Origin of the sequence: Streptomyces sp. NPDC005262, assembly GCF_042872425.1 — a bacterium.
Lineage (GTDB): Bacteria > Actinomycetota > Actinomycetes > Streptomycetales > Streptomycetaceae > Streptomyces.
Map to the genome: position 1 here is coordinate 84336 of NZ_JBIAKK010000013.1, position 23548 is coordinate 107883.

General features: G+C 70.8%; 18 protein-coding genes and 1 pseudogene. 9 read left to right on the forward strand and 10 right to left on the reverse strand.

Annotation, left to right across the window (positions count from 1 at the left end; genetic code table 11):
• Positions 1-30 precede the first annotated feature (30 nt).
• Both ACFYP5_RS27575 and ACFYP5_RS27580 read left to right on the forward strand, forming a co-directional pair.
• Positions 31-981 (forward strand): cytochrome c oxidase assembly protein, encoded by a 951-nt coding sequence (locus tag ACFYP5_RS27575; protein ID WP_389041019.1) that lies wholly within the window; start codon positions 31-33, stop codon positions 979-981.
• 66 nt (positions 982-1047) lie between these two features.
• The gene (locus tag ACFYP5_RS27580; RefSeq protein ID WP_389041021.1) at positions 1048-1206 is read left to right on the forward strand and encodes a hypothetical protein; all 159 of its coding nucleotides are present in this window, start codon (positions 1048-1050) and stop codon (positions 1204-1206) included.
• Between the two features lie 283 nt (positions 1207-1489).
• Here ACFYP5_RS27580 and ACFYP5_RS27585 read toward each other — a convergent pair whose 3' ends face one another.
• Together ACFYP5_RS27585 and ACFYP5_RS27590 are read right to left on the reverse strand one after the other, a co-directional pair.
• Positions 1490-2998 carry a glycoside hydrolase family 71 protein gene (locus ACFYP5_RS27585; protein ID WP_389041023.1) on the reverse strand — a complete coding sequence of 503 codons (1509 nt, stop codon included), beginning with the start codon at positions 2996-2998 and terminating at the stop codon, positions 1490-1492.
• Between the two features lie 113 nt (positions 2999-3111).
• On the reverse strand, positions 3112-4284 hold the full coding sequence (locus ACFYP5_RS27590) for an LCP family protein (RefSeq protein WP_389041025.1): 1173 nt from the start codon (positions 4282-4284) through the stop codon (positions 3112-3114).
• Between the two features lie 799 nt (positions 4285-5083).
• Here ACFYP5_RS27590 and gmd point away from each other — a divergent pair.
• The 3 genes from gmd to ACFYP5_RS27605 all read left to right on the forward strand — a co-directional run bounded on the left by gmd (position 5084) and on the right by ACFYP5_RS27605 (position 9876).
• Positions 5084-6097: a GDP-mannose 4,6-dehydratase gene (gene gmd, locus ACFYP5_RS27595; RefSeq protein WP_389041027.1), complete on the forward strand. Its 1014-nt coding sequence runs from the start codon at positions 5084-5086 to the stop codon at positions 6095-6097.
• A gap of 237 nt (positions 6098-6334) precedes the next feature.
• Complete coding sequence (locus ACFYP5_RS27600; RefSeq protein ID WP_389041029.1) at positions 6335-9058, forward strand: LamG-like jellyroll fold domain-containing protein; 2724 nt, start codon at positions 6335-6337, stop codon at positions 9056-9058.
• A 128-nt stretch (positions 9059-9186) separates the two neighbouring features.
• Positions 9187-9876, forward strand: coding sequence for a hypothetical protein (locus ACFYP5_RS27605; RefSeq protein ID WP_389041031.1), 690 nt, complete (start codon positions 9187-9189; stop codon positions 9874-9876).
• Between the two features lie 57 nt (positions 9877-9933).
• On the opposite strand, the gene ACFYP5_RS27610 is transcribed toward ACFYP5_RS27605, so the two are convergent.
• Together ACFYP5_RS27610 and ACFYP5_RS27615 are read right to left on the reverse strand one after the other, a co-directional pair.
• The gene (locus tag ACFYP5_RS27610) at positions 9934-11043 is read right to left on the reverse strand and encodes a glycosyltransferase (protein WP_389041033.1); all 1110 of its coding nucleotides are present in this window, start codon (positions 11041-11043) and stop codon (positions 9934-9936) included.
• A complete protein-coding gene (locus ACFYP5_RS27615) occupies positions 11040-11579 on the reverse strand; it encodes a WcaF family extracellular polysaccharide biosynthesis acetyltransferase (protein ID WP_389041035.1) in 540 nt (179 codons plus the stop codon). The genes ACFYP5_RS27610 and ACFYP5_RS27615 overlap by 4 nt, the downstream gene beginning before the upstream one ends.
• Positions 11580-11702: 123 nt before the next feature.
• On the opposite strand from ACFYP5_RS27615, the gene ACFYP5_RS27620 reads away from it, so the two are divergent.
• Positions 11703-13205, forward strand: a complete 1503-nt coding sequence (locus ACFYP5_RS27620; RefSeq protein ID WP_389041037.1) for an O-antigen polymerase — start codon at positions 11703-11705, stop codon at positions 13203-13205.
• 228 nt (positions 13206-13433) lie between these two features.
• On the opposite strand, the gene ACFYP5_RS27625 is transcribed toward ACFYP5_RS27620, so the two are convergent.
• Genes ACFYP5_RS27625 through ACFYP5_RS27635 form a run of 3 tightly spaced genes read right to left on the reverse strand, consistent with a single transcriptional unit; the run spans position 13434 to position 17637 of the window.
• Positions 13434-14747 (reverse strand): hypothetical protein, encoded by a 1314-nt coding sequence (locus ACFYP5_RS27625; RefSeq protein ID WP_389041039.1) that lies wholly within the window; start codon positions 14745-14747, stop codon positions 13434-13436.
• On the reverse strand, positions 14744-16435 hold the full coding sequence (locus ACFYP5_RS27630; RefSeq protein ID WP_389041040.1) for a lipopolysaccharide biosynthesis protein: 1692 nt from the start codon (positions 16433-16435) through the stop codon (positions 14744-14746). The genes ACFYP5_RS27625 and ACFYP5_RS27630 overlap by 4 nt, the downstream gene beginning before the upstream one ends.
• Entirely contained in the window at positions 16432-17637 is a 1206-nt protein-coding gene (locus tag ACFYP5_RS27635) for a glycosyltransferase family 4 protein (protein WP_389041272.1), read from the reverse strand. Before ACFYP5_RS27635 ends, ACFYP5_RS27630 begins: the two co-directional genes overlap by 4 nt.
• Positions 17638-17995: 358 nt before the next feature.
• Here ACFYP5_RS27635 and ACFYP5_RS27640 point away from each other — a divergent pair.
• The 3 genes and pseudogenes from ACFYP5_RS27640 to ACFYP5_RS27650 all read left to right on the forward strand — a co-directional run.
• Positions 17996-18119 (forward strand): annotated as a pseudogene (locus ACFYP5_RS27640) (adenylyltransferase/cytidyltransferase family protein); the annotation flags it as partial.
• A gap of 289 nt (positions 18120-18408) precedes the next feature.
• The gene (locus tag ACFYP5_RS27645; RefSeq protein ID WP_389041042.1) at positions 18409-19119 is read left to right on the forward strand and encodes a lysophospholipid acyltransferase family protein; all 711 of its coding nucleotides are present in this window, start codon (positions 18409-18411) and stop codon (positions 19117-19119) included.
• 65 nt (positions 19120-19184) lie between these two features.
• Positions 19185-20243: an NAD-dependent epimerase/dehydratase family protein gene (locus ACFYP5_RS27650; protein WP_389041044.1), complete on the forward strand. Its 1059-nt coding sequence runs from the start codon at positions 19185-19187 to the stop codon at positions 20241-20243.
• A gap of 85 nt (positions 20244-20328) precedes the next feature.
• Here ACFYP5_RS27650 and ACFYP5_RS27655 read toward each other — a convergent pair whose 3' ends face one another.
• From ACFYP5_RS27655 to ureG, 3 genes are all read right to left on the reverse strand, one after another.
• Positions 20329-21906: an alpha/beta hydrolase gene (locus ACFYP5_RS27655; protein ID WP_030921914.1), complete on the reverse strand. Its 1578-nt coding sequence runs from the start codon at positions 21904-21906 to the stop codon at positions 20329-20331.
• Positions 21907-22074: 168 nt separating this feature from the next.
• Positions 22075-22839: an urease accessory protein UreD gene (locus tag ACFYP5_RS27660; RefSeq protein WP_389041047.1), complete on the reverse strand. Its 765-nt coding sequence runs from the start codon at positions 22837-22839 to the stop codon at positions 22075-22077.
• Positions 22836-23513 (reverse strand): urease accessory protein UreG, encoded by a 678-nt coding sequence (gene ureG, locus ACFYP5_RS27665; protein WP_389041049.1) that lies wholly within the window; start codon positions 23511-23513, stop codon positions 22836-22838. Before ureG ends, ACFYP5_RS27660 begins: the two co-directional genes overlap by 4 nt.
• Positions 23514-23548 lie beyond the last annotated feature (35 nt).

Consider the following 23548-nt stretch of genomic DNA (forward strand, 5'->3'; position numbering starts at 1 on the left):
AACGGGGACGTCCCCAGCGGGAGTGAACAGATGGATCACGGCGGGCACGGCATGAACATGGATCTGCCGCCGTTCACGCTGGGACGTGGGCTTCCGTTCTCCGCGGACCCGGTCTTCCTGATCGGCTGCGTCCTGGCGCTCGTCCTGTACGGGTACGGCGTGCTGCGGCTGCGCAGACGCGGCGACAGCTGGCCGGTCGGCCGGATGGTCTTCTTCGTCATCGGCGTGCTGACCATCGCCCTGGTCATGTGCACGAGGCTCAACGACTACGGCATGGTCATGTTCAGCGTGCACATGGTGCAGCACATGGTGATCAGCATGCTGTCGCCGATCCTGCTGCTGCTGGGCGCCCCGGTGACACTGGCACTGCGCGCCCTGCCCGTCGCGGGCCGGGGCCGGAAGGGCCCGCGCGAGCTGCTGCTCATGCTGCTGCACAGCCGGTACATGAAGATCATCACGCATCCGGTGTTCACCATCCCGCTCTTCATCGCCAGCCTGTACGCGCTCTACTTCACCCCGCTGTTCGACTTCCTGATGGGTTCGAAGACCGGGCACCTCGCGATGATGGTGCACTTCCTCGCGGTCGGGCTCGTCTTCTTCTGGCCGATCATGGGCGTCGACCCGGGCCCGCACCGGCCCGGCTACGTGATGCGGATGCTGGAGCTGTTCGCGGGAATGCCGTTCCACGCCTTCTTCGGCATCGCGCTGATGATGGCGACCTCGCCGATGGTGGAGACGTACAAGCATCCGCCGGCCTCGCTCGGCATCGACGCGCTGAGCGACCAGAACTGGGCGGGTGGCATCGCCTGGGCGTTCAGTGAGATCCCTTCGGTGCTGGTCCTGATCGCGCTGGTCTTCCAGTGGTACCGCTCCGAGCAGCGGACGGCGAGGCGCGCGGACCGCGCCGCCGACCGGGACGGCGACCAGGAGCTGAAGGCGTACAACGCCTACCTCGCCTCGTTGCAGGCGCGCGGACAGTAGCGGTGGACGCACCTTCCGGGTGACGATGGGGTCCACGGCCGCGCGGCCGACAAGGAGGGTGCGCGCATGTCCGGTTCCACGAAGGCGATGGGGATGCTCACCGTCGGGGCCCTGGTGGCGGTCACCGCCTACACAGTGGCGCTGGGGAGCAACGGCTGGCTCTGGTTCGGCTGGGTGGTGCTCGGGCTGATCACCCTGGGGATGGCCGCCACGCGCGACACCTGAACGGAAACCCGTTTCCGGTGTGAGGGGCGGGCCCGGCAGGGCTGGGACGACCCGTCCGGCCGATAGGCAGCGCCCCATCGGGATCCCGGCCCTCTCGAGGAGGTCCTCGATGCCCTCCGTCTTGAGCGCTGTCCGGTCGTGCCTGCGGCCGGCGCGGAACGCACCGGTGCGAGAGAGCCGTACCGACGGCTGTCGTCACCAGCCGCTCGCACCGACAGCACGCCCCATGCGGGCGCATCGAGCGGGGTCGGACGGTGCGCCCTTTCGGGAGCCTTCGAGGAGTTCATCGGCCACTGGAGACCGCGTAGTACTGAAGGTCCTGCACGGTGACCGTACGCCGCGCCGGATAGCGGGTCGTGACGGCGGCGGCGGTACCCCCGGCGCGGCGCACCACGGCCTCGGTGCGACCGGGGCTCAGCGGCAGGTCCCGGGCGTACACGCCGACGGGAGCACGGTACGTGTAGGGCACGGTGCCCACGCGCGCGGCGACCGTGGCGGGCGCGGTCAGGAAGGTGAGCACCTCCACCTGGTCGCGCGGGGACGCGGTGCCCGGACGCGGGCGCATCAGTCGGGGCTGGAGCGAGGCACTGCCGGCATCCGTGAACTGGATGCGGGAGGTGACGTACACGGTGTCACGGACAATCTCCGGCCAAGCTCCGGTCTTGAAGCGGGTGAGGTAGTAGGAGGAGATGTCCAGATACGTGTGCCCGTTGTGCAGTGAGGGTGCGAACTGGCTGCCCTCCGAGTAGTCGTTCCAGGTGGTGAGCTGCACCCAGTCCGCACCGTCGGAGATGGCGTGGTTCCAGGTCGACCGCAGGGTGGCGGTGTTGCCCGCCTCGTCGTAGATGCCCTGGTTGGGTCGGGCGTCCTGCACGGACACGGCCTGCATCCACTTCTTCCCCAGGGAGTGGGCGAGCTGAATGTCGCCGGGAACGTTGTCCTGGCGGGTGTAGCTGCGGTTGCCCCAGGACGAGAAGGCATGGCTGATCGGCGCGAACCTCTCGGCGTTGGCGCGGAAGTCCAGGAAGACCGGGACGAGCGCGGTGCCGATGCCGTGGTCACGCAGGCGCGCGACGACTTGACCCCACCAGGCGGGGTCCTGGGCCTCGGCCTTGAACGGAGAGACCACGAGGCGTCCGTCGCCCAGCCGGTATGCGGACGGGGACGCGGCAAGCCGGGCCAACTGGTCGGCGAGGGTACGCGGGTCCGTGTGCAGGGAGGTCATGTCCGGCATCAGTACGATTCGGAAGCCCGGATCGACGCGGCGCGCCGCGCGCAGCAGCATGTCGACGCGCTGCCGGTTGGCGCCGGCCAGGGAGAGAATGTCGACAGTGAAGCCGTCGAGGCCGGCGTCCCGGGCAGTCCGCACCTCCCGCTCAAGGTTGGCGAGTCGCCAGTCGCCGCTGGACGGCTGCACGGGCTGCGGCCGGTCACGCAGCAGTCCTCCGTAGGCCCCGTGCCTGCCCTGCTCACCTTCCGGCGTGAGGTAGTTGCGGGCGTAGTAGTCGTGCTCGGCGGGCTGGTTGTCGAGAGAGAGCGGGTACGGCGGAAAGTAGTGCGCGAAGACCAGATGCGGACCGTCGCGGAGCACATCGGAGCTCGGCAGGTCGAAAGGAAGCGTCTCGGCGCCCGTTCGCTCGGCTCGGGGCGCGCCTTCCCGGTCACGGGCCAGCCCGGTGCCGGCGATCAGTCCGATCAGCAGCAGGCCGAACACGGCACCGAGTGCGGCGCGCCGCCGCCGGCCTGACGGCCTTCGGTGCTGGTACGTTCGATGAGCGGGATGATCCGTCATGGGTGTCCTCCGCGGACTCCGGTGGGCCGCCGGTGGGGACTCTAGTGCACGTGCGGCCCCTTGTCCGGCGAATCGCCACCAGGCGGGCATTTCCGGCGGCCACCGCTGTCCCGTCAGGGAGTTGTGACGCCGAGCCGGTCGGTGTCGTGCGACTGCAGGTAGCCGTCGAGGGCGTCCTCGCGCATGGCCCGCCACAGCTGAGGGCCCGCGACGGAATCCAGGAGGACCACGGACTGACCGGAGATCATGCCGGTTCCCTTGGCGGGAGCGTTCATGAAGACGATGTCCCCGGGTCTGACCTCCTTGTTGTCCCACAGCAGGGCACGCAGGTCGTCGTCGCCGAGCCGATCGTCGACGCTCACGGCAGCGGTGAGGTCGTCCAGCACCTCGGTGGCCCTGACGGGGTTGGAGAAGGTCGAAGGACGCATGACCTTCGCCAGCAGCGTCCGCAGGAAGTACTGCTGACGGTGCGTGCGGTCGAAGTCGCCACGGGCGAGGTGATAGCGCTCACGCACGTAAACCAGGGCCTGCGTTCCGTTCATGTGGCGGTCGGCGCCGTCCACGACGAGGTCCACTCCGCCCACGGAGTCGGTGAGTTTCTTGAAACCGTCCCAGTCGATGACGGCGAGATGGTCGACGCGCACCTTGGTCAGCCGCTGCACGGTGTCGATGAGCAGCGGCGGTCCGCCCCAGGAGAAGGCGGCGTTGAGCTTGGCCTTGCCGTGTCCGGGGATGTCCACCCACGCGTCACGGGGCAGCGAGACGACGTACGCGCCGGAGTGGTCGGCCGGGAGGTGGACCAGCATCATCGTGTCACTGCGCTGGGCACCGTACTTCCACTCGGGCGCCTTGGCGTCACGCCCCGTGGTCGGCAGGACGGAGCGGCTGTCGACGCCGACGAGAAGGAAGGTCTGCCCGCCCTCGGAGGGCGCGGGCTGCGCCGCCGCGGGGACCTTCGTCGGGAAGACACCGGAGATGCGCTCGACCTTCCCGGTGTAGTGGTGGACGGCCCACCAGGCGCACCCGCTCACCATGAGCAGTCCCACAGCGAGCAGTGCGAGCGCCCCGAGGAGCACCCGACGCGTGCGGCTTCTGCCACGCCGGGGCTGCGCCTGCGATATTCCGGCGGCACCAACCCCCTTTTGCGAAACATCGGTTGACGGAACGCGGTCGTCGACCGCCCGGTCGGATGCCACCGGACCCGCTCCGCCCGCCTCTTCCTTCCGTTCCGCCGCTTCGTCCAGACCCGTCGCTTCGGCCTCGGCCGTGTTCCTGTCCCCCACCATGCACTCCCCACATGGACACGGCGCGGCCCCTTCCGCGCCAGGCGCACACTGTAGCCAGCACGTTCGACTTTCGTATTGCTTTCCGTGCGGCCATCATCACGCGCGATCAACCAGCAGACGCCGCACAGGACTTCGTACGGCTCGGCACTTCTCAGTGACGTTCACGTAAACGCCCCCATGTGCGCACAAGTTTGCCGTACTCTTCACCATCGTGCCGCATGTTCGACATATGAACGTTCGCGACATCCGGCAGCTCCTGCCGCAGAACGTGCCTGGGGGGGTACATGTGGGATGTTCAGGCCGCTGAATCCGAAAGTTCACATAAGACGCGCTCGCGGGCGCGCGCGTACTCACCGTGGGTGGGCCGCAAGTCCCCTTGGTATGTTCCCGCGTCGCTGATCACCGACCTCACCAGCGATGTGGACGTCATGTCCCGCACGTTCCGCGCCGTCGTCGACGGCCGCGGGGCGCACTGAGAGCGCCGCACGTGACCGGACAGTGCGCGCGGCGTCGCGCAGGTCCCGTTCGGCGCGGGTACGGATGAGCGCCTCGTGCCCTTCGGCGGCGAGCCGGCGGGCCACAGCGGAGCCCACCGGGCCACCGTGGCCGGCGGCGACGACACGGGCGCTCCCGGGCAGCAGCGATGCGGGCACGAGCCGGATCACGCCCGGCGCCGCAGCACGCCTGCACCGCCAACTCTGCCTGAATTTTCAGTAGTTCACGACATGCGTCCCGCACACGGCGGGCGTACGGACCGGATCCGCCCCCGGGAGGGGTCCGGCAGGGAGGGGAACCCCGCATGACCAAGACCGCGCTGATCACCGGCGTCACCGGGCAGGACGGCTCGTACCTGGCGGAACTGCTGCTGTCGAAGGGATACCGGGTGCACGGCCTGGTGCGGCGGTCGTCCAGCTTCAACACCGAGCGGATCGACCACATCTACCAGGGCCCCCAGGAGGCCGAGCGACGCCTCGTGCTGCATCACGCCGACCTCTCCGACGGGGTGGCGCTGGTGAACCTGCTGCGCGACATACAGCCGGACGAGGTGTACAACCTGGGCGCCCAGTCCCATGTGCGAGTCTCCTTCGACGCGCCGCTCTACACCGGCGACGTGACCGGCCTGAGCACGCTGCGGCTCCTGGAGGCTGTCCGGGCGAGCGGGGTGGAGACCCGTATCTACCAGGCTTCGTCCTCGGAGATGTTCGGCTCCACGCCGCCCCCGCAGAACGAGGACACCCCCTTCCACCCGCGCAGCCCGTACGGTGCCGCGAAGGTCTTCGCGTACTGGACCACCGTCAACTACCGTGAGGCCTACGGGATGTTCGCGGTCAACGGCATCCTGTTCAACCACGAGTCCCCGCGCCGTGGCGAGACCTTCGTGACCCGCAAGATCACCCGCGCCGTCGCCCGGATCAAGGCCGGTCTCCAGGACCGCCTCTACCTCGGCAACCTGGACGCGGTCCGCGACTGGGGGTACGCGCCCGAGTACGTCGACGCGATGTGGCGGATGCTTCAGCACGACGAGCCGACGGACTACGTGGTTGCCACCGGAGTCCCGGCCACCGTGCGGCAGTTCATGGAGACCGCGTTCGCCCACGCCGACCTCGACTGGAACGAGTACGTGCGCTACGACCCCAAGTACGAGCGTCCCAGCGAGGTCGACGCACTGATCGGTGACGCGTCCAAGGCGCGCGAGACGCTGGGCTGGCGGCCCGGCGTCCTCGTCGAGGAGCTCGCGCGGATCATGGTCGACGCCGATGTGCGGCAGGTGGAGGACCAGCTCGCGGGCGCCGCTGTGCGCATCGACCGCTGACGCCGGGTGTGTGCAGAAAGGCGACCGCGCCTACCGGAAGCGGATGTCCCGGACGTACGGGATCATCATCAACACACCGGAATTTCCTACTAGATGAGTCAAGTGCGCTCCATCGCGTGTCATGTACTCGTATGGTTCGCGAGCAAACACGTTCATGCAGCCCGTTCGGATCCCGGGGATCCCGGCGGGCTCGTCGAGGCAGAGGGCCCGCCACCGGGCCCGGAAGCCGGGGGGTACATGCAAAGATCCAGAGGGCTCAGCGCCGCCCTCGTCCTGTCCACGGCCGCGGGCCTGGGCCTGGTGGCCCTGCCACAGCCGGCGGCCGCGCTGACCCCGCCCGTCGCCTTCACCGCCGACGACCTGCCGACCTGGCAGACCAACGGCATCGTGTGGGCGCTGGCGGAGGCGGGCGGCACGGTCTTCGCCGGCGGCACCTTCTCGCAGGTGCGTCCGCCCCAGGGGGGCAGCGGCACCGCGCAGAACGCGGTGAACTTCGTCGCGCTGGACGCGGCGACCGGCAACCCCACGTCCTGCAACCTGTCCTTCACGATCGGAAGCGGCAGCGCGACGGTACGTGCGCTCGCCGTCTCGCCGGACAAGAAGACGCTGTACGCGGGCGGTTACTTCGGCGCGGTCAACGGCACGCCGGTCAGCAGCCTCGCCGCGATCGACATCGCCACCTGCACACCCAAGGCGAACTTCCACCCGAGCGTCTCCGCCACCGTGCGGGCGCTCGCGGTCACCGACGACACCGTGTACCTGGGTGGTGACTTCAGCTCGGTCGGCGGCAGCGCGCACGCGCGGTACGCGGCGGTCGACGCCACCAGCGGCGCGGTCAAGCCCTTCCAGGCCGACGTCGACGAGCCCGGCCGGGCCGTCGCGGTCACCCCGGACGGCAACAACGTGATCCTCGGCGGCGACTTCTTCACCGTCAACGGCGCGAACTCACACGCCCTGGCAGTCGTCGACTCCGGCACGGGCGCCAACGTCCGCACCTACCCGGGGTTCATCGAGAACAACTCGGTGGTCAAGGCGCTCGACACGGATGCGACCGGCTTCTACACCGGAAACGAGGGCACCGGCGGCGGCGTCTTCGACGGCCGCATCGCGCTGGACCTGTCCACGCTGAACCAGCGCTGGCGCGACACCTGCCTGGGTGCCACCCAGGCCGTCAAGTCGTACCAGAGCGTGGTGTACAGCGCCTCGCACGCGCACGACTGCTCCAGCGTCGGCGAGTACCCCGACGGGCGCCGTCGCCACCTCCTCGCGGAGCCGACCACCGGCACCAACAAGCTGGGCTGGTTCCCGGACACCAACGACGGTCTGGGCGAGGGCATCGGCCCGCGCGCCATGGCGGTCTCCGAGACCTCCGACAACAAGTACATGTGGGTCGGCGGCGAGTTCACCACCGTCAACGGCTCGGCTGCCCAGGGCCTGACGCACTTCGCGGCGACCCCGGACGTCGGCGCGCCGACGGTGCCCTCGGTCGGCGCGGAGTCGGTCAAGCCGACCGAGGCCCACGTACGCTGGCGCGCGAGCCTCGACACGGACGACACCAAGCTGACGTACAAGGTGTACCGCAACGGCGGTTCCACGCCGGTGTACACGGTCGACGGCGACTCCGTGGAGTGGTCGCGCCCGCAGCTGTCGTTCACCGACACCAACGTCACGGCCGGCTCCACCTACAGCTACCGGGTGACCGCGACCGACGGAGCGGGCAACGCCTCCGCGCTGTCCGCCACGGCGTCGGTAACGGTGCCGACCTCCGCCCAGAAGTACGCGGCGAAGGTGCTCGACGACGGCGCCAACCTGTACTGGCGCTACGACGAGTCCGCCACCCCGTTCGTCGGCGACTCCTCGTCCGGCGACCAGAGCGGCATCCACGTCAGCGGCCCCTCGCTGCGCCAGACTCCGGCCGCAGTGACCGGTCCGTCCACCGCCATCGGATTCAACGGCACGGACCAGATCGTCTACAGCGACAAGCGCACCACGGTGCCGAGCCAGTACTCGGTCGAGACCTGGTTCAAGACGACCACGACCAGTGGCGGCAAGCTCGTCGGGTTCGGCGACAACACCACGCGGGCCAGTGGTAATTACGACAAGCACGTCTACATGCGCAACGACGGCCGGCTGGTCTTCGGCGTGTGGACGGGCTCGGCCCGCACCATCACCACGCCCAACAGCTACAACAACGGCGCCTGGCACCACGTCGTCGCCACCCAGGGCTCCTCCGGGATGGCGCTGTACGTGGACGGCACCCAGATCGGCACGCTCGCCGAGTCCAACAGCCAGGCCTACAGCGGCTACTGGCACGTCGGCGGCGACAACCTCAACGGCTGGCCGAACCAGCCGTCCAGCAACTACTTCGCCGGACAGATCGACGAGACCGCGGTCTACCCGTCGGTGCTGAGCGCGGCCCAGGTGCAGAGCCACTACACCCTGGCCACGGCCCCGGCCGACAGCGTGCAGACCGTCCGCGCCACGGACGACACGTACGCCAACGCCGGTGCCGCGAGCACCAACTACGGCACCTCCACCTCGCTGGCGGTGCGCGGCAGCGCGGCGTACGAGACGTATCTGCGCTTCGACGTGCCTGCGGCCCCGGCCGGGACCGTGCTCAAGAGCGCGCGGCTCGCGGTGAAGACGACCACGCTGAGCAGTGCGGGCAGCACGGACGACTTCGCCGTGCGGCCGGTGACCGGAAGCTGGACGGAGGCGGGGACCACTTTCGCGTCCAGGCCCGCCCTGTCCTCGACCTCGGTCGGCACCCTCAGTGGGGCCACCGACCTGTCGACGGTCTACTCGGCGACGCTCGACACCTCGGCGCTCTCCCCCGCTCTGGGGGGCAGCTACGACCTGGCGCTCACGAGCACCGGGACGGACGCGCTCTGGCTGTGGTCCAGTGAGGCGTCGGCCGCGGAGAACACCCCGCAGCTGGTGCTGACCTTCGGGGCGCCGTAACCCTCACGGCGTCCCCGTGGGCTGGGTGCCGGGCAGTGCGCCCGGCACCCAGCCCACCCCACCTGGGCCCGCACCTTCGTGTGCGGGCCCGCCTTCATACCCGGCCCGCTCGGGCCGCAGGAGCCACCATGCACACTCGTACTCTCCGGTCCCTCCGGCGCGGTGCCGCCGCCGGCACACTCATCGCGCTCCTCGCGCTCTCCGGCTGCAGTTCGGACGGCGGTACCGACGCGGCGGCGAACCCGACGCGGAGCATCTCCGACGACCAGGCGGCCGGCGTCCCGGACGACCAGGCGAGCCCGGCTCCCCAGGAGTCGTCGAGCCCCTCCAAGGGACCGGTCCTGCCCGACGCGAAGCTCACTCCGGCGACCGGTTCCTTCACCGCCAAGGAGAAGAAGTACCTGCACGGCCGTGTGCCGAAGAACATGGACCCGGCCGCCGTGCTCCAGATCGGCCAGGAGACCTGCCAGCGCATCGAGCGCACCGCCGCCCACGACAAGGACGCCGCCATCGGCGCGCTCATCGCCGGGGACCTGCCGTCCGCCGACGACGCGATCGGCCAGCTGTGCCCGAAGCAGAAACCGCTGCTGGACAAGGCCGCGACCGGCTTCGCCGACGGTACCCGCAAGAAGCCGGCGCCTGGCACCTACCGCGCGCTGACCACGGCCGAGGGCTGCACCTGGAAGGCACTGGGCGCGGACGGCAAGGTGCTGGCCTCGGGCCCGGGCCCGGACGCCCCGAAGAAGGTCACCGCGAAGATTCCCTCCGGGACCCGTACGTTCGTCTCCTCGGGCTGCTACGCCTGGCTCCCCGTGTAGGGGGTGCCGTTCGGACCGGCGCGGGTCCGCACCGGTCCGAACACGAGAGGGAAACCTCTAGGCCCGCTCGTACATGTCGAGGAGCGTGCCGAGGACCGCGTCCATCGCGAACGTCTCGGCGGTGAGTTTGCGGGCCGCCGCCGACGCGGTACGCCGGACGTCCGGGTCCAGCAGGTCGAGCACCGCCGGGGCGATGCCGTCGGGTCCCGTCACCACACGGCCGGCCCCGGCCCGGTCCACGTCGCGGGCCAGTCCGTTGGAGTCGGTCACCACGACCGGCGTGCCGACGGCCATCGACTCCAGGACCGACATCGGGAACGGCTCGTCCACCGACGGCAGGACGTACACGTGCGCCCTGCGCAGCTCCTCGGTCATCCGTGTCACGTCGAGCGGTCCCGGGCAGCTCACCTGCGCGGCGAGTCCGAGCTCGTCGATCCGCCGCCGTACGAAGGCGAGTTCGCCCTCGTCGGGACCCGCCACGACGAACGTCGCCTCGGGGTGCCGGGCAAGGATCGCGGGCGCCGCCTCCACCAGGTCGACCGGGCGCTTCCGGGCCTGGAGCCGGGCCGCGTACAGGATGCGCGGCGGTCCGTCCGGCGCGGCGCCCTCGGGCTGCGTGGGCACTCCGTTCACCAGGCGGACGGCGCGGGCGAGCCCCGTCCCGCCCACCACGGCCTCCAGGTCCCGCAGTTCACGGGTGGTGAGGTGGAGGACGGCGGTGGCACCGCGTAGCACCCGCCGGACCGCGACCGTGTCGAGAACGCGGGCCGAGCGCCGCTCGCTCGGGTCGACCATGCCGTGCGTCTGGAGGAACAGCGGCTTCCCGGCGCGCAGCGCGGCTAGCGCCACCGGCAGGGTCACCAGGTCGCGCGCCAGATGGACATGGACGACGTCGGCCTGCCGTACGAGACGGTGGGCGCCGGCGAGGAGGGACAGCGACGTCAGTCCGCTGAACCCCAACGGCAGGATCCTGTGCGCCTGGTGGAGCCGGGCGGGCACGCCCTCGACCTCCTCGGGCAGGGGCCCCTCGAAGCCGTCGGCGAGGGCGGTGAGCCGCGCGTCGTGCCCGCGTTCCCGCAGTCCCTTGCAGAGGTTGAGGGCGACCCGGACCGGACCGCCGAAGGCGTGGGTGGGGCTGTGCAGGGTGACCGCGTGCAGCACTCTCACGCCGGCTCCTCGACGGGTCGGCGCCGGTTGTCGGCGGCGTGCAGGGTCAGTTCGGGCAGGTCCTTGTGGAGGACCGCGCCGGCGCCGACGACGGCGCAGCGGCCCACCTTCACCCCGGCGAGGACGGTGGCGCGGGTCGCGATCCAGGCGCCGTCGTCGACGGTGATCGGCGCGTTGCGGTACCGGAAGTCGGCGGCGCGGTGGTCGTGGCTGCCCGTGCACAGCAGGGCCTCCTGCGAAACGCACACATGGGCGCCGAGGGTCACCGGCTCCAGGTTGAGGATCCACGCCCCCTCGCCGATCCAGGTGTGATCGCCGACCGTCAGCTTCCACGGCCACAGCACGCGCACCCGGTGCCGGATGAGCACCCCCGTGCCGATCTCGGCGCCGAAGGCCCGCAGCAGGGCCGTCCTGACCCGGGCCGGGGTGAACCACGCCATGAAGACCGTGTTCATCACCGCGAACCAGAGCGCCTGGACGAGTATCCCGCGCCCCTTGTCGTATCCGGCCAGAGTGAAGGCCGGGAGATCACGCATCGATCCATCCCCCCAACAGCGTCTCCCCGGACGCTACTTCGCCACACTCTAGTAGCTGACCATTCACCGCAGGCCAGGGCTCGTTAGACTGCCGCCGGGGATCATTTTCGGGGCGGGGGCGCCATGACGCAGCAGATGGACCAGGGCACGACCAGCACACCCGGGCCACCGGAGCGGGGCCGGCAGGTGGTGGTACCGCCCTTCCGGCCGCGCACGCTTCTCTCCCGCGCCCTGTCCGTCCCGCTCGTGCTCGGCTTCGCGGTGTTCCTGCCGCTGCTCGTCGTGGTCCAGCCCGGCACCGGTCTGCACGACTCGGCGTTGTGGCTCCAACTGGCGCTCACCATGTACGCGGGCATCCGGCTCTCGACCATGATCCTCTCCAGCCGGCGCAAGCTGCTCGCCGGTTCGTTCTGGCTGTTCGTCTACATGGCGATGGGCGTGGCACCGCTCGCGCAGGCCGTTCTCGGCCGCACGCCGACGCCGGTGGTGGGCGCGCGCACCGATCTGACGGAGGCGGTCGCGCTCGTCCTGATCGGCTGTGTCGCCTTCGACATCGGCACTCTGCTGGCACGCCAGCGACCCGAGCGGAAGCGGGAGGACAAGCTGCGGCCGGCGCTGGTCCACCGACGCCGGCTGTACCTGCTGACCGTGGTCGCCTTCCTCGGCTCGGCGCTCCTCGTCGTCAAGCTGGGCGGCCCCGCGGTCTTCTTCACGAGCCGCCAGGAGATCATCAGCAGCGTCCAGGAGGCCGGGCTCTCCCAGGCCGACTCGCAAGCCGGGCAGGCCATCGTGCGGGGCTTCGGCACCGTGCCCGCCCTCATCGCCTGGCTGGCGTACACGCGCTGGCTGGTGACCTCGCGGCGTGCCCGCCGCTCGGTAGTGATCATCGTGGTCTGGGGGGCGCTGGCCGCCCTGAACGCGGTGGTCAACAACCCGATCTCCAACCCGCGTTTCTGGTTCCTCACCGTCCTCTTCTCGCTGCTGTTCACCGTCTTCCCGGTGAGCGCCGCCTTCTACCGGATCGCGCTCAGCCTGGGCGTCATCGTGGCGCTGGTCGTCTTCCCGTTCGCGGACCGCTTCCGCTACGACGACGCCAACTACCGTCCGGTGCAGACCACTTCGCCCCTGGAGCCGCTCGCACTCAAGGACTACGACCAGGTCGGCATGTTCGCCAACACCATCACGTACGTCCGGTCAGGCAGCGGCCACACCTTCGGCCGCCAGTTGGCCGGCTCTGTGCTGTTCGCGGTCCCCCGCTCGGTGTGGCCCGACAAGCCGATGGACACCGGGGTCATGGTCGGCCAGTGGATGGGGGCGACCAACACGAACCTCTCGTCGCCGGTATGGGCAGAGCTGTGGATCGACTTCGGCACGATCGGCATGGTGGCGGGGTTCGTGGCCATGGGATACGCGGCGGCGCGGGTCGACCGGCGCTATGCCCGCCGCGCGGTGCGCAGCGCCCGCCCGGGCAGCCTGATCGCTCTGGCCGTCCCGCTGGTCGCCGGTTACTCCTTCATCCTGCTGCGGGGTCCCCTGCTCCAGGCCTCGGGCCGGGTGGCCATCGCGGCGTTCTGCATCGCTCTGATCACCACGTTCCGCCAGGACCGGGCGGCGGGGCTGCGCTGACCGGAGCGTCCTGACCGGGCGGGGCCGGGCGGGTTCACGCCGGCCGACGGCTTCTGTCCGGCAGGCCCCTCGCGGGACCGGCGAGCGGAAGGCCGAAGGGACATCCGGCCACGGGACTGCGGAACCACGCGGCCACGGCGCACGGGGCCAACCGGCCCCCAGGAGTGCGCCGCCCCTTGGGCGAGCGCACAGAGCACCCTCCCGTCCCTTCCGCCCACGAAGTGACTCTCAGCTCGCGGGGACCGCCGGAACCGCCGTCGTCGGGGCCGTCTCCTCCACCCGCAGGCGCGCGACCCGGGACCAGGCCGCCACCGCCTTGAGCGCGGAGCCCGCGGCCAGACCCCAGGCGGCTCCGAGCGCCGAGCCTGTCAGCAGGTATCCGGCGAGCATGAGGACGACCGAGAGCAGCGAGAACACCACCTGGACCGACAGGGTGGCGCGCGGGCTGAGTACGCGCAGGGTCACCAGGGCGCAGGTGCCAAGGCCCATCACCGCGTACTGGGCGCCCGAGGCGGGCAGCAGCGCGGCGGCCGACTGCCACGTGGCGCCGAGGAGTTGGCGCCCCACGTGGTCGGGAAGGGCGTACAGCACGAGACCCCAGGCGAGGCCGACGGCACTGAGCACGAGGCCGAGCAGCGCGGCGGCGCGAGTGGTGGCCCGCCGGCCGCCCAGCCGGTTCAGCAGCGGCGGCCCGAAGGCGTTGACCGAGTTGAACAGGACGTTGAGCGGCCCGAAGAGTGTGGTGGCCCCGCGCAGGGCACCGACCGCCAGCGGGGCGGCGAACAGGCCCAGCCCCAGCACGGCGAGCTGGCTGGAGGCGTTACCCACGGCGAACTCCACGACGAAGCGCTGCCCGAGGTGCCCACGGCGTACGTAGGGCCGCAGGTCCGCCCGCGTGCCGCGGACCTTGGGCCACAGCAGGCACAGGCCGAGCACCAGCGCCGGGACGGCCGATGCGCCCCACACCGCCACGAGGAGCCCGGGCGCGGCGTGCCGGGGCTGGAGCAGCAGCGCCGGAACCACGCACACCAGGCGCAGGCTGTCGGCGGCCAGGGCCAGGCCGGGCCGCCGCAGGGTGGAGAACGCGTACCGCAGTCCGTCCTGCACCAGGACCAGGGGCAGGACGAGTCCGAGGGCGAGGAAGGCTCCGCCGGGGCCGGCCCAGCCGCCGGTGACGGCGCCGGTCACCGCGCCGACGGCGGCGAGCAGCACACCGGCGACGGTGGAGGCGAGGGAAGTGAACGCGATCGCGGACCGGCAGGCGGCGCCGGTGGTGACGGTGTCACCCCGGGTGAGGACCACGGCCTGGCCGACGTAGGCCATGTTGAGGCCGAGCAGCACCGTGAAGGTGAGGTACACCATCGAGAAGGTGGCGAAGCCGTGCGCCGTGGAGACGCGGGCGGCGATCACCAGCACGGCGATGTTGGTGAGACTGGACGCCGCCTGGTCGAGCACGGAGGCGAGGGCGGCCGCCGACCGCCGCGGGGTACGCGGCGGCCCCGACGGCTGCTCGGACGGCGGCTGTTCCTGCAGGACGGTCACCGGTCTCCCGAGCGGACGGTGCGCAGCGCAACTGTGTCGCTTCCGTCGCCCTCGAAGTGCCGCTCGGGTTCGGAGCTGTTGGTGGGCTCGGGGGTCCTGGCCGGCTGCCTCTTGGGCGCCCGCCGTCCGCCTGTGCGGCGCGCGCCGGACGCACGGACCCGCTTGGAGTCGGTGTGCGTCACCGCGCCGAGGACGGTGCCGCCCGCGCCGACGATCAGCTCGCGGATACGCATCAGGTCGGCTCGGTGCACGGTCCGCGGGTCGCAGACGATGAGCACGCCGTCGACACGGTCGACGAGCGCGAGGGCGTCGGCGTACGCGAGGACGGGCGGGGCCACGACGACGACGGTGGCGTCCGGATCGTCGGCCTCGGCGATCAGCCGGGTGGTCCGGGCGGAGGTCAGCGCGCGCGGTACGTTGCGCACGCGCTCGCCGGGGACCAGCCCGAAGGCTCCCGACTCGCCCGCATCGACGAGGAGTTGCCCTCGGCTCGGCCACTCGCCCTCGGCGTGCTCGCCGCTACGGCTCCAGCGGGGCCGGGAGGCGGCGGACACGTGGAGCCGCTCGGAGAGCGACGGGGTGCGCAGGTCGGCCTCCACCAGCAGGACGTTCTTGCCGGTCTCGGCGAACGAGGCGGCGAGGTTGACCGCGACGGCGACGCTCGACTCCATGGAGCCGCGCGGGGCGACGACGAGCAGGCGGCGCCGGTCCGCGAACCGATCGTCGTAGGCGAGGCGGAAGGCGATCGAGCGGTACTCCTCTGCCGCACGGGAGTCGGTGTGGCCGACCACCAGGGTGCCCGCCGAGCCGCGCGGCAGCGCGCCGAGGACGGGACCGCGTACGGCGCGGGCGACGTCACCGGCCGAGCGGGGCGCCGGGTCGAAGACGAGCCGCACCCAGGCGCCGAGCAGGCCGAGGCCGACGCCGACGAGGCCGCCGAAACCGAGCGACAGCGGCAGACCGGGCCCGTCGGACGAGGCGGGGACCGTGGCGTTGCGGATCACGTTGCCGGGCGTCATGTCGAGCGCCTTCAGGCTGGTGATCTTGCTGCGGAGGTCGGTGATGCGGTTGAGCAGGTTGGCCTGCACCGCGTAGGCGGAGTCCGCGGCGGATCCGTCGGGGAGCTGTTTGATCTGCCGGGAGAGCTCGTCGTTCTGCTTGGCGACCGGATCGAGCTGGTCCTGCAGACTCTTGAGCATCGAGTCGCGGACGGACTCCCACTGGTCCTTGCGCATGTCGATGTACGACGCGGTGAGGGCGTTGGCGCGGCTCGCCGCCTCCTTGGGGTCGGACGCGTTGTACGTGAAGTGCAGCACGAGGGTCTGCGGCGGGTTGGTGACCTGGAGCCCGCCCTGGAGCTGGTCCACCTCGTCCGCGCTCATGTCGAGCTGCTTCGCGGCGCCTTGTGCGACCGAGCGGCTGAGGGCCGTCTGCCGCTCGGACCCCATGTTCAGCGCCTTGTCACCGGAGAGCGTCGGCGCGAAGGGGTCGCTGGTGGGGGCGCGGAGCACGATGTCGGTGGTGGCGGCGTAGCTGTCGGCGCCGGTGACGCCGAGCCAGGCGCCGGCCATCAGTCCGATGCCGACACCGCCGCCTATCAGCCACCGGTAGCGCAGCAGTTGGCGGAACTGCTCACGCAACTGCTCCGGCTCGTCCTCCCCCCGGGCGGGAACGTGTGTCTCGTTCACCTTCCAAGTCCCCCCATTGCCTCGTCGATCAGCGCGTCGATGCGCGCGAGACCCGCCTCCCGTGACAGATGGGCCGCTACATGGCGCGGACCCGCCGCGCCCAACTCGTGCGCCATCTTCGGATCTTCGGCGAGTCTACGCACCGCTGACAAGAACTGATCAGGATTCTCCGGTTCCACAAGCATTCCGGCACCTGAGCGCAGCACTTCGCGGGCCGTACCGCCTTCGGCGGCGACCGAGGCGACCACCGGGCGGCCGGCCGCGAAGTAGGAGGTGAGCTTGGAGGGGACGCTCATGTCGAGGACGGAGGCGCGCTGGGTCACGGCGAGGACGTCGGCGGCGGCCAGGACGTCGGGGAAGTCGGCGTCGTCCACGGCCGGCAGAAACTCCAGGTTGGGCAGCCCCTCGGCCAGTTCGGCGAGATGCTCGCGCTGGTTGCCGTCGCCCATCAGGACGATACGGGTGGCCGGGTCGCGGCGGGCGGCGTCCACCAGTACCTCCAGGCCCTGCTTGAGACCCATGTTCCCCGAGTGCAGGACCACGGTCTGCTCCGGCCCCCAGCCGAGCCGCTCGCGGGTACGCTCACGCGGTGCCGAAGGGGCCTGTATGTGCGACCAGTTGGGTACCAGGCGTATCCGCCCCGGATCCACGCCCATCGCCCGAACCCGCTCGACGAACGTCTCGTGGATGACGCCGACCAGAGTGGCACGCCGCAGCACCCACGACTCCGCGCGCTCGGCCAGTTCGGCGGCGCGGCCACCGCCCTGGATGCCGGACTGGGCGGCGGCCGCCCCCATGAGGTCCTGCACGACCGGAACGTACGGTGCCCGGTGGCGAGCGGCGACGCGGGCGCCGAGCACGCCTCCGGCGAGGCTGGGCAGTTGGGCGAGCACGGCGTCGAGGCGGCCGGTGCGGGGCGGCGCGACGAGACCGTGCGCGAGTATCGAGCTCTCGAACAGGGCCCTGCGCAGGGCGCTCTGGCGCGGTGGGACGCTGTGCCGCCTGCGATGCACGGTGACTCCGGCCCGCTGCTCGGTGACCCGCCACACCTTGCCGTAGGCGGGGTCGAGGCGCCAGGACGGGTAGTGCGGAAGCCCGGCGAGGACGTGGGTGTCATGCCCGCGGCTCGCCCAGTGCTCGGCGATGCCGGTGGCGTACGGGCCGATACCCGTGTGCTCGGGCGCGTAGTTGGTGGACACCAGGAGCAACCGGCGTCTCTTCGATGCGAGTTCATCCTCCTCGACTGCGGTGCCGTCCGGCTGTGTGGCGCGCTGCCGCGGCACGGAGGCCGCTGCACGGGCAGCCCCGCTCCCGGCACGATTGCGACGCTCGTCGTGGATGTGTGTCACGCGACGAAACCCTCCCCCCGGCCGCCTCGGCGGCCTCCCCTGTGTGTCCGCGCCCTACGGGACCCCCGGTCCCGCGCACTGCTCGGCAGTGAACCAGGACGCACCCCAATTGTTCACCCTTCCTGCACCGAGCATGGACGCTATCGTCAAAGTCCGCACATCCCCGCGCAGGAGTACGCACAGGGGGACATCATCGATCGCGGGGGCGTCTGTGCCGTCGAACAAGGCGCATCGCGTGGGCTACACGTCGGGGCGCCTACGATCTTTTCCACACCGGGCACTTGGACATCCTGCGCCACGCGCGTGACCAGTGCGACCACCTGGTGGCAGGCATGTCTCCTTGGACGCCGCGTCCGTGACCTCGGGAGTCGGACCCGCCGGGACTGCTTCCCGACTCATGCGCCGTGACCGGACCTCCCTCGTCGGACCGACCCCGGCCCGCACCGACTCCCGTGCGGCACCCAGCTGACACCTTGTCAGTGGAGTCAGCAGCGGGTCGGCTTCTACCCGCCCGAAGACGGTTACATGTGACGCCGGCTGCACATAGGCTGTCCTCCCTGAGATCTCCGCTGACCTGGCAGAATGCAGCCCTGGAGCCGATCCGGCAGAGCTAGGAGCCGCCCCGTGTTCTATTACGTGCTCAAATACGTCATTCTGGGGCCGTTGCTGCGGTTGCTGTTCCGGCCCAGGATCGAGGGACTGGAGCACATTCCGGAGGAGGGCGCGGCGATCGTCGCCGGTAACCATCTGTCGTTCTCCGACCATTTCCTGATGCCCGCGATCATCAAGCGGCGCATCACCTTCCTCGCCAAGGCGGAGTACTTCACCGGCCCGGGGCTGAAGGGGCGGCTGACCGCCGCGTTCTTCCACAGCGCCGGGCAGATCCCGGTGGACCGGTCCGGCAAGGAAGCGGGGCAGGCCGCGATCCGTGAAGGCCTCGGGGTGCTGAACAAGGGCGAGCTGCTCGGGATCTATCCGGAAGGGACCCGTTCGCACGACGGCCGGCTCTACAAGGGCAAGGTCGGTGTCGCGGTGATGGCGATCAAGGCGCAGGTGCCGGTGGTGCCGTGCGCCATGGTCGGTACGTTCGAGATCCAGCCTCCCGGCAAGGTCGTCCCGCGGATCAAGCGGGTCACCATCCGATTCGGTGAGCCCCTGGACTTCTCCCGCTATGCCGGGATGGAGAACCAGAAGGCGGCGATCCGGGCGGTCACCGACGAGATCATGTACGCGATCCTCGGGCTCTCCGGTCAGGAGTACGTCGACGAGTACGCAGTCAAGGTGAAGGCCGGGCAGGCCGAACAGACGAAGAAGTTCCCGAGACTGCGACGCTGAACGCGAATCCGCGATCGGCGAACTCGCATGGCCGGACGGGGCCGCCTCCGCCTAGCGTTCCCTCCATGGGCAAAGGGCAGGCATGGATTCTTGGAGCGACGGGACAGATCGGGCGGGCCGCGGTGCGGGCGCTCGTCGAGGACGGCTGGGAGGTGACGGCGGCCTCGCGCGGCGGTGGGCGGGACGAGCAATGGGCCGACGGCGTGCGGACGACGGCCCTCGACCGGGACGAGGAGGGGGCGTTCGCCGCGGCGCTGGGTGACGGCTGTGACGTACTCGTCGACATGGTGGCGTACGGCGAGCAGCACGCCCGGCAGCTGACCGGGCTCGCCGACCGGATAGGTTCCGCGGTCGTCATCTCCAGCGGTGCGGTGTACGAGGACGATCGCGGACGCAGTTTCGACACCCAGGGCGAGCCCGACGGGGCACCGCGGTACCCGGTGCCGATCCCGGAGACGCAGCGCACGGTGGCACCGGGGGATGCGACGTACGGGACCAGGAAGGTCCGGCTGGAGCGGGATCTGCTGGCGGCGGGGGACACCCTGCCTGTGACGCTGCTGCGGGCCGGTGCGATCCATGGCCCGCACTGCCGCTCGCCGCGCGAGCTGTACTTCGTGAAGCGGCTGCTGGACGGGCGCGGACGACGGGTGCTCGCGTACGACGGCACGAGCCGCTTCCATCCGGTCCATGTGTCCAACGTGGCCGAGCTGATCCGGCTCGCCGCCGGGCAGCCCGGGTCGAGGGTGCTCAACGCGGCCGATCCTCAGGCGCCCACGGTCGCGGAGATCGCGGCGGCCGTCGACGGGGTGCTCGGCCGGGAGACGGAGACGGTGCTGGTGCACGGAGCGCCGCCGGTGGGCGAGGTCGGCGAGACGCCGTGGACCAGCGCCCATCCCATCGTGTACGACATGACGGCTGCCGCGAAGGAGCTCGGCTACCGGCCGGTGACGGGCTACGTGGAGTCGCTGCCGGAGACCGTCGAGTGGCTCGTCGGGCAGCTGGACGGCCGGGACTGGCGGGACGCCTTCCCGGCGATGCTGCGCGCGTACGGCGAGGGCCTGTTCGACTATGAGGCGGAGGACGCCTGGCTGGAGCGGTACGACCGGGAGCGGCCGATGCGGTAGGGCCGGGGCCGGCGAGCGGGGCCCGTACGCGGAGACGGACGGCCGGTGATGATCCTCCGGCCGCCCGTCCCCCTCACTCAGCTGCCTACGGCTTCGGGGTGGCGTGCGGGGCGCACGTCACGTCCTGCCGGTCGGTCTGCCCGGTGAGCAGGTAGTTGTCCACCCGGTCGTTGATGCAGGGGTTGACCAGGCCCGTGACGCCGTGCGAGCCGGCGTCCTTCTCGGTGATCAGACGCGAGCCCTTGAAACGCTTGTGCAGCTCGACGGCGCCCTCGTACGGAGTGGCGGCGTCACGCGTGGACTGCACGATCAGCACCGGCGGCAGGCCCTTGCCGGTCTTGACCTCCAGCGGGGTCTGCTGCTTGGCCGACCAGGTCGCACAAGGCAGGTTCATCCAGGCGTTGGCCCAGGTCATGAACGGGTAGTCCTTGTGCAGCCGGGTGTTGTCGCGGTCCCACTTCTGCCAGCTGGTGGGCCACTTGGCGTCCGCGCACTCGACAGCCGTGTACACGGCGTTGCCGTTCTCCGAGGAGGCGTTCCCCGCGAGATCCGACATGTCGGGGCCCGCGGCGTCGACCAGCGCCTGGGTGTCGCCCGCCCGGTAGTCGCTCCAGGTCTGGGCGACGAGCACCCAGGTGGAGTCGTAGTACGGCGCGTTCTGGAAGAAACCGATGAGTTCGGCGGGTCCGACGACGCCGCCGATCGGGCTCTTCTTGGCCGAAGCGCGCAGCTTGAGCCACTCCTGCTCGACCTGGGCAGGAGTGGTGCCGATGTGGAAGGCCGCGTCGTTCTTGGCCACCCACGCCGTCCAGTCCTCCCAGCGCTGCTGGAAGGCGATGTCCTGGTTGAGGTTGGCCTCGTACCAGATGTTGTCCTTCGCCGGGTTGACCACGCTGTCGACGATCATGCGCCGGACGTGGTCCGGGAACAGCGTGCCGTAGACCGCCCCCAGATAGGTGCCGTAGGAGACGCCCAGGAAGTTGAGCTTCTTCTCACCGAGCGCGGCGCGGATGACATCCAGGTCGCGTGCGGTGTTCGGCGTCGTCATGTGGGGCAGCATGTCGCCGCTGCGCTCGGCGCAGCCGTCCGCGTACTCGGCGGCGAGCTTGCGCTGGGCGCGCTTGTCGGCCTCGCTGTCGGGTACCGGGTCGGCCTTCGGGGCCTTCACGAACTCCTGCGGGTCGACGCAGGAGATCGGCGCCGAGTGGCCGACACCGCGGGGGTCGAAGCCGACGAAGTCGTACGCCTTCGCGGCCTTCGTCCACAGCGGGTTCTTGTTGGTGATCCGGGTGGGGAACCGCAGCCCGGAGCCGCCGGGGCCACCCGGGTTGTAGAGCAGCGCGCCCTGCCGCTCCGCCTTCGTGCCGGTGCTGACGTGCCGGTCGACGGCGAGCTTGATCTGCTTGCCGTGGGGCTTGGCGTAGTCGAGCGGTACGGTCACCCAGCCGCACTGAATCGGAGTGGACAGGGCCCAGTCCGCCGGGCAGTCCTTCCAGTCGATGCCGGTGTGGGCCGCACGTGCGGCGGCGATCTGGACGCCGCGCGCCTCCGAACCGCTGTGGTGGCGGCCGTCGGCCGTGGCCGTCGGTGCGGCTATCGCGCCCGCTATGAGCGTGCCCGCGATCAGAGTGCCGGCCGAGCCGAGCACTGCTGTGCGTCTCAAGTGGAACCTCCCCCATCGTCTGAAGCGCCGCGATCAGCAGCGCAGTTCACATCGAGACCTCCCGCGGATCCTGTCTCCTGTGAGGTTCCTGAGAACAGGGCGTACACGCACTTCTTTACCGAATCGATAACCGGACACCCGTGTCCCGCTGAGCGGTGCGCAACCGCGTCAGCCGGCCAGCACCTCGTCCAGGGCATCGTCCAGGACGTTGCGCAGCAGCCGTGCGTCGGGCGCCACGGCGGTCACCAGTACCGCGGGGCCGACCAGCCGGGTGAGAACGGCGGTCGTCCCCAGCAGCCTCGTATCGGGGCACCTTTCCTCGAACACCGGGTCCACGACGAGGAGCTGGCCGACCGCACGATGTCCGCCGAGCACGGCGCCACCGTCCCAGCCGCCGGGCGCCCCCGGTCCGTACGCCACCTGCTGGTCGAGAAGCGGGCGCCCGGCGCGGCGGACGGTGAGACGGCTGACGAGAGTGCCGGTGGTCTCGCCGTGGCGTCCGAGAATCTGTTCCTCCCGAAGCACCAGCCTTGCGGTTTCGGCGAGTTCGACCCTGGTGGTCATGCGCAGCTCGCTGCCCCACGCCGAAATGAGCTGCTCCGGGAGCCAGTTGAGCTCCGCCCCCTCCCCGACCTTCAACTCGATGTCGTATGTGGCGGGTCGGACATCCGGTCCGGGGCCGGGGAGCGCCACGGTCGCCGCCGCGGAGTCCACCGTGAGCCGGGCGCCGTCCTCGACCCGCGCCTCGATGGCCAGCCGGTCGCCGCCCAGCGGTGCGCTCATCGCACCGACGACGGTGACCCGGGCGCTCGGGGCGACGTCGGTCCTGGTCCGGCGCAGGGCGAGCGGCCCGTCGCTCTCGAGGACGGGGAGAGCCGTGGCGCCGCGGCCGTCCGGGACGGCGGTGATCCTGGCGGTCGCGTGGACGCTCATGCGGTCCAGGCGGCGAGCTGCGCCCGTACCCAGTCCGCGACGGGCCCGACTCCTCCGCCGGAGGTGAGGGACGTGAGGACGACAGGGAGTGTGCCGCGCCGCTCCGCGGCGTCGCGGGCCATCCGGTCCAGGTCGGAGCCGACGTACGGGGCGAGGTCGGTCTTGTTGATCACGAGAAGGTCGGAGGTGGTGACGCCGGGACCGCCCTTGCGCGGGATGTCGTCACCGCCCGCCACATCGATGACGAAGATCTGGGCGTCGACCAAACCTTTGGAGAAGGTGGCGGTGAGGTTGTCGCCGCCGGACTCGACGAGGATCAGATCGAGCGGGCCGACGGTGTCCTCCAGGTCCTCGACGGCCTCGAGGTTGGCCGAGATGTCGTCGCGGATGGCGGTGTGCGGGCAGGCGCCGGTCTCGACGGCCTGGATGCGCTCGGGCGGCAGCACGGCGTTGCGCAGCAGGAACGCGGCGTCCTCGCGGGTGTAGATGTCATTGGTGACGACGGCGATGGACAGCTGGTCGCGCAGCGTGCGGCAGAGCGCTGCGACGGTCGCCGTCTTGCCGGAGCCGACCGGGCCGCCGAGCCCGATGCGCAGGGCGCGACGGGTGCCGTCGGCGCGTGCGGCGTCGGCACCGATGGCGGCCGGGCCTTCGTGGGAGTGGTCGAGGTGCATGGGGTGCGGCTCCTGGGAAGTGGGGTGCGGGCGGT

Coding starts and splice junctions, on each gene's coding strand:
- ACFYP5_RS27600 (WP_389041029.1), top strand. CDS start 6,335: ATGCAAAGATCCAGAGGGCTCAGCGCCGCCCTCGTCCTGTCCACGGCC.
- ACFYP5_RS27620 (WP_389041037.1), top strand. CDS start 11,703: ATGACGCAGCAGATGGACCAGGGCACGACCAGCACACCCGGGCCACCG.
- ACFYP5_RS27605 (WP_389041031.1), top strand. CDS start 9,187: ATGCACACTCGTACTCTCCGGTCCCTCCGGCGCGGTGCCGCCGCCGGC.
- ACFYP5_RS27590 (WP_389041025.1), bottom strand. CDS start 4,284: ATGGTGGGGGACAGGAACACGGCCGAGGCCGAAGCGACGGGTCTGGAC.
- ACFYP5_RS27575 (WP_389041019.1), top strand. CDS start 31: ATGGATCACGGCGGGCACGGCATGAACATGGATCTGCCGCCGTTCACG.
- ureG (WP_389041049.1), bottom strand. CDS start 23,513: ATGCACCTCGACCACTCCCACGAAGGCCCGGCCGCCATCGGTGCCGAC.
- ACFYP5_RS27580 (WP_389041021.1), top strand. CDS start 1,048: ATGTCCGGTTCCACGAAGGCGATGGGGATGCTCACCGTCGGGGCCCTG.
- ACFYP5_RS27660 (WP_389041047.1), bottom strand. CDS start 22,839: ATGAGCGTCCACGCGACCGCCAGGATCACCGCCGTCCCGGACGGCCGC.
- ACFYP5_RS27615 (WP_389041035.1), bottom strand. CDS start 11,579: ATGCGTGATCTCCCGGCCTTCACTCTGGCCGGATACGACAAGGGGCGC.
- ACFYP5_RS27585 (WP_389041023.1), bottom strand. CDS start 2,998: ATGACGGATCATCCCGCTCATCGAACGTACCAGCACCGAAGGCCGTCA.
- ACFYP5_RS27650 (WP_389041044.1), top strand. CDS start 19,185: ATGGGCAAAGGGCAGGCATGGATTCTTGGAGCGACGGGACAGATCGGG.
- gmd (WP_389041027.1), top strand. CDS start 5,084: ATGACCAAGACCGCGCTGATCACCGGCGTCACCGGGCAGGACGGCTCG.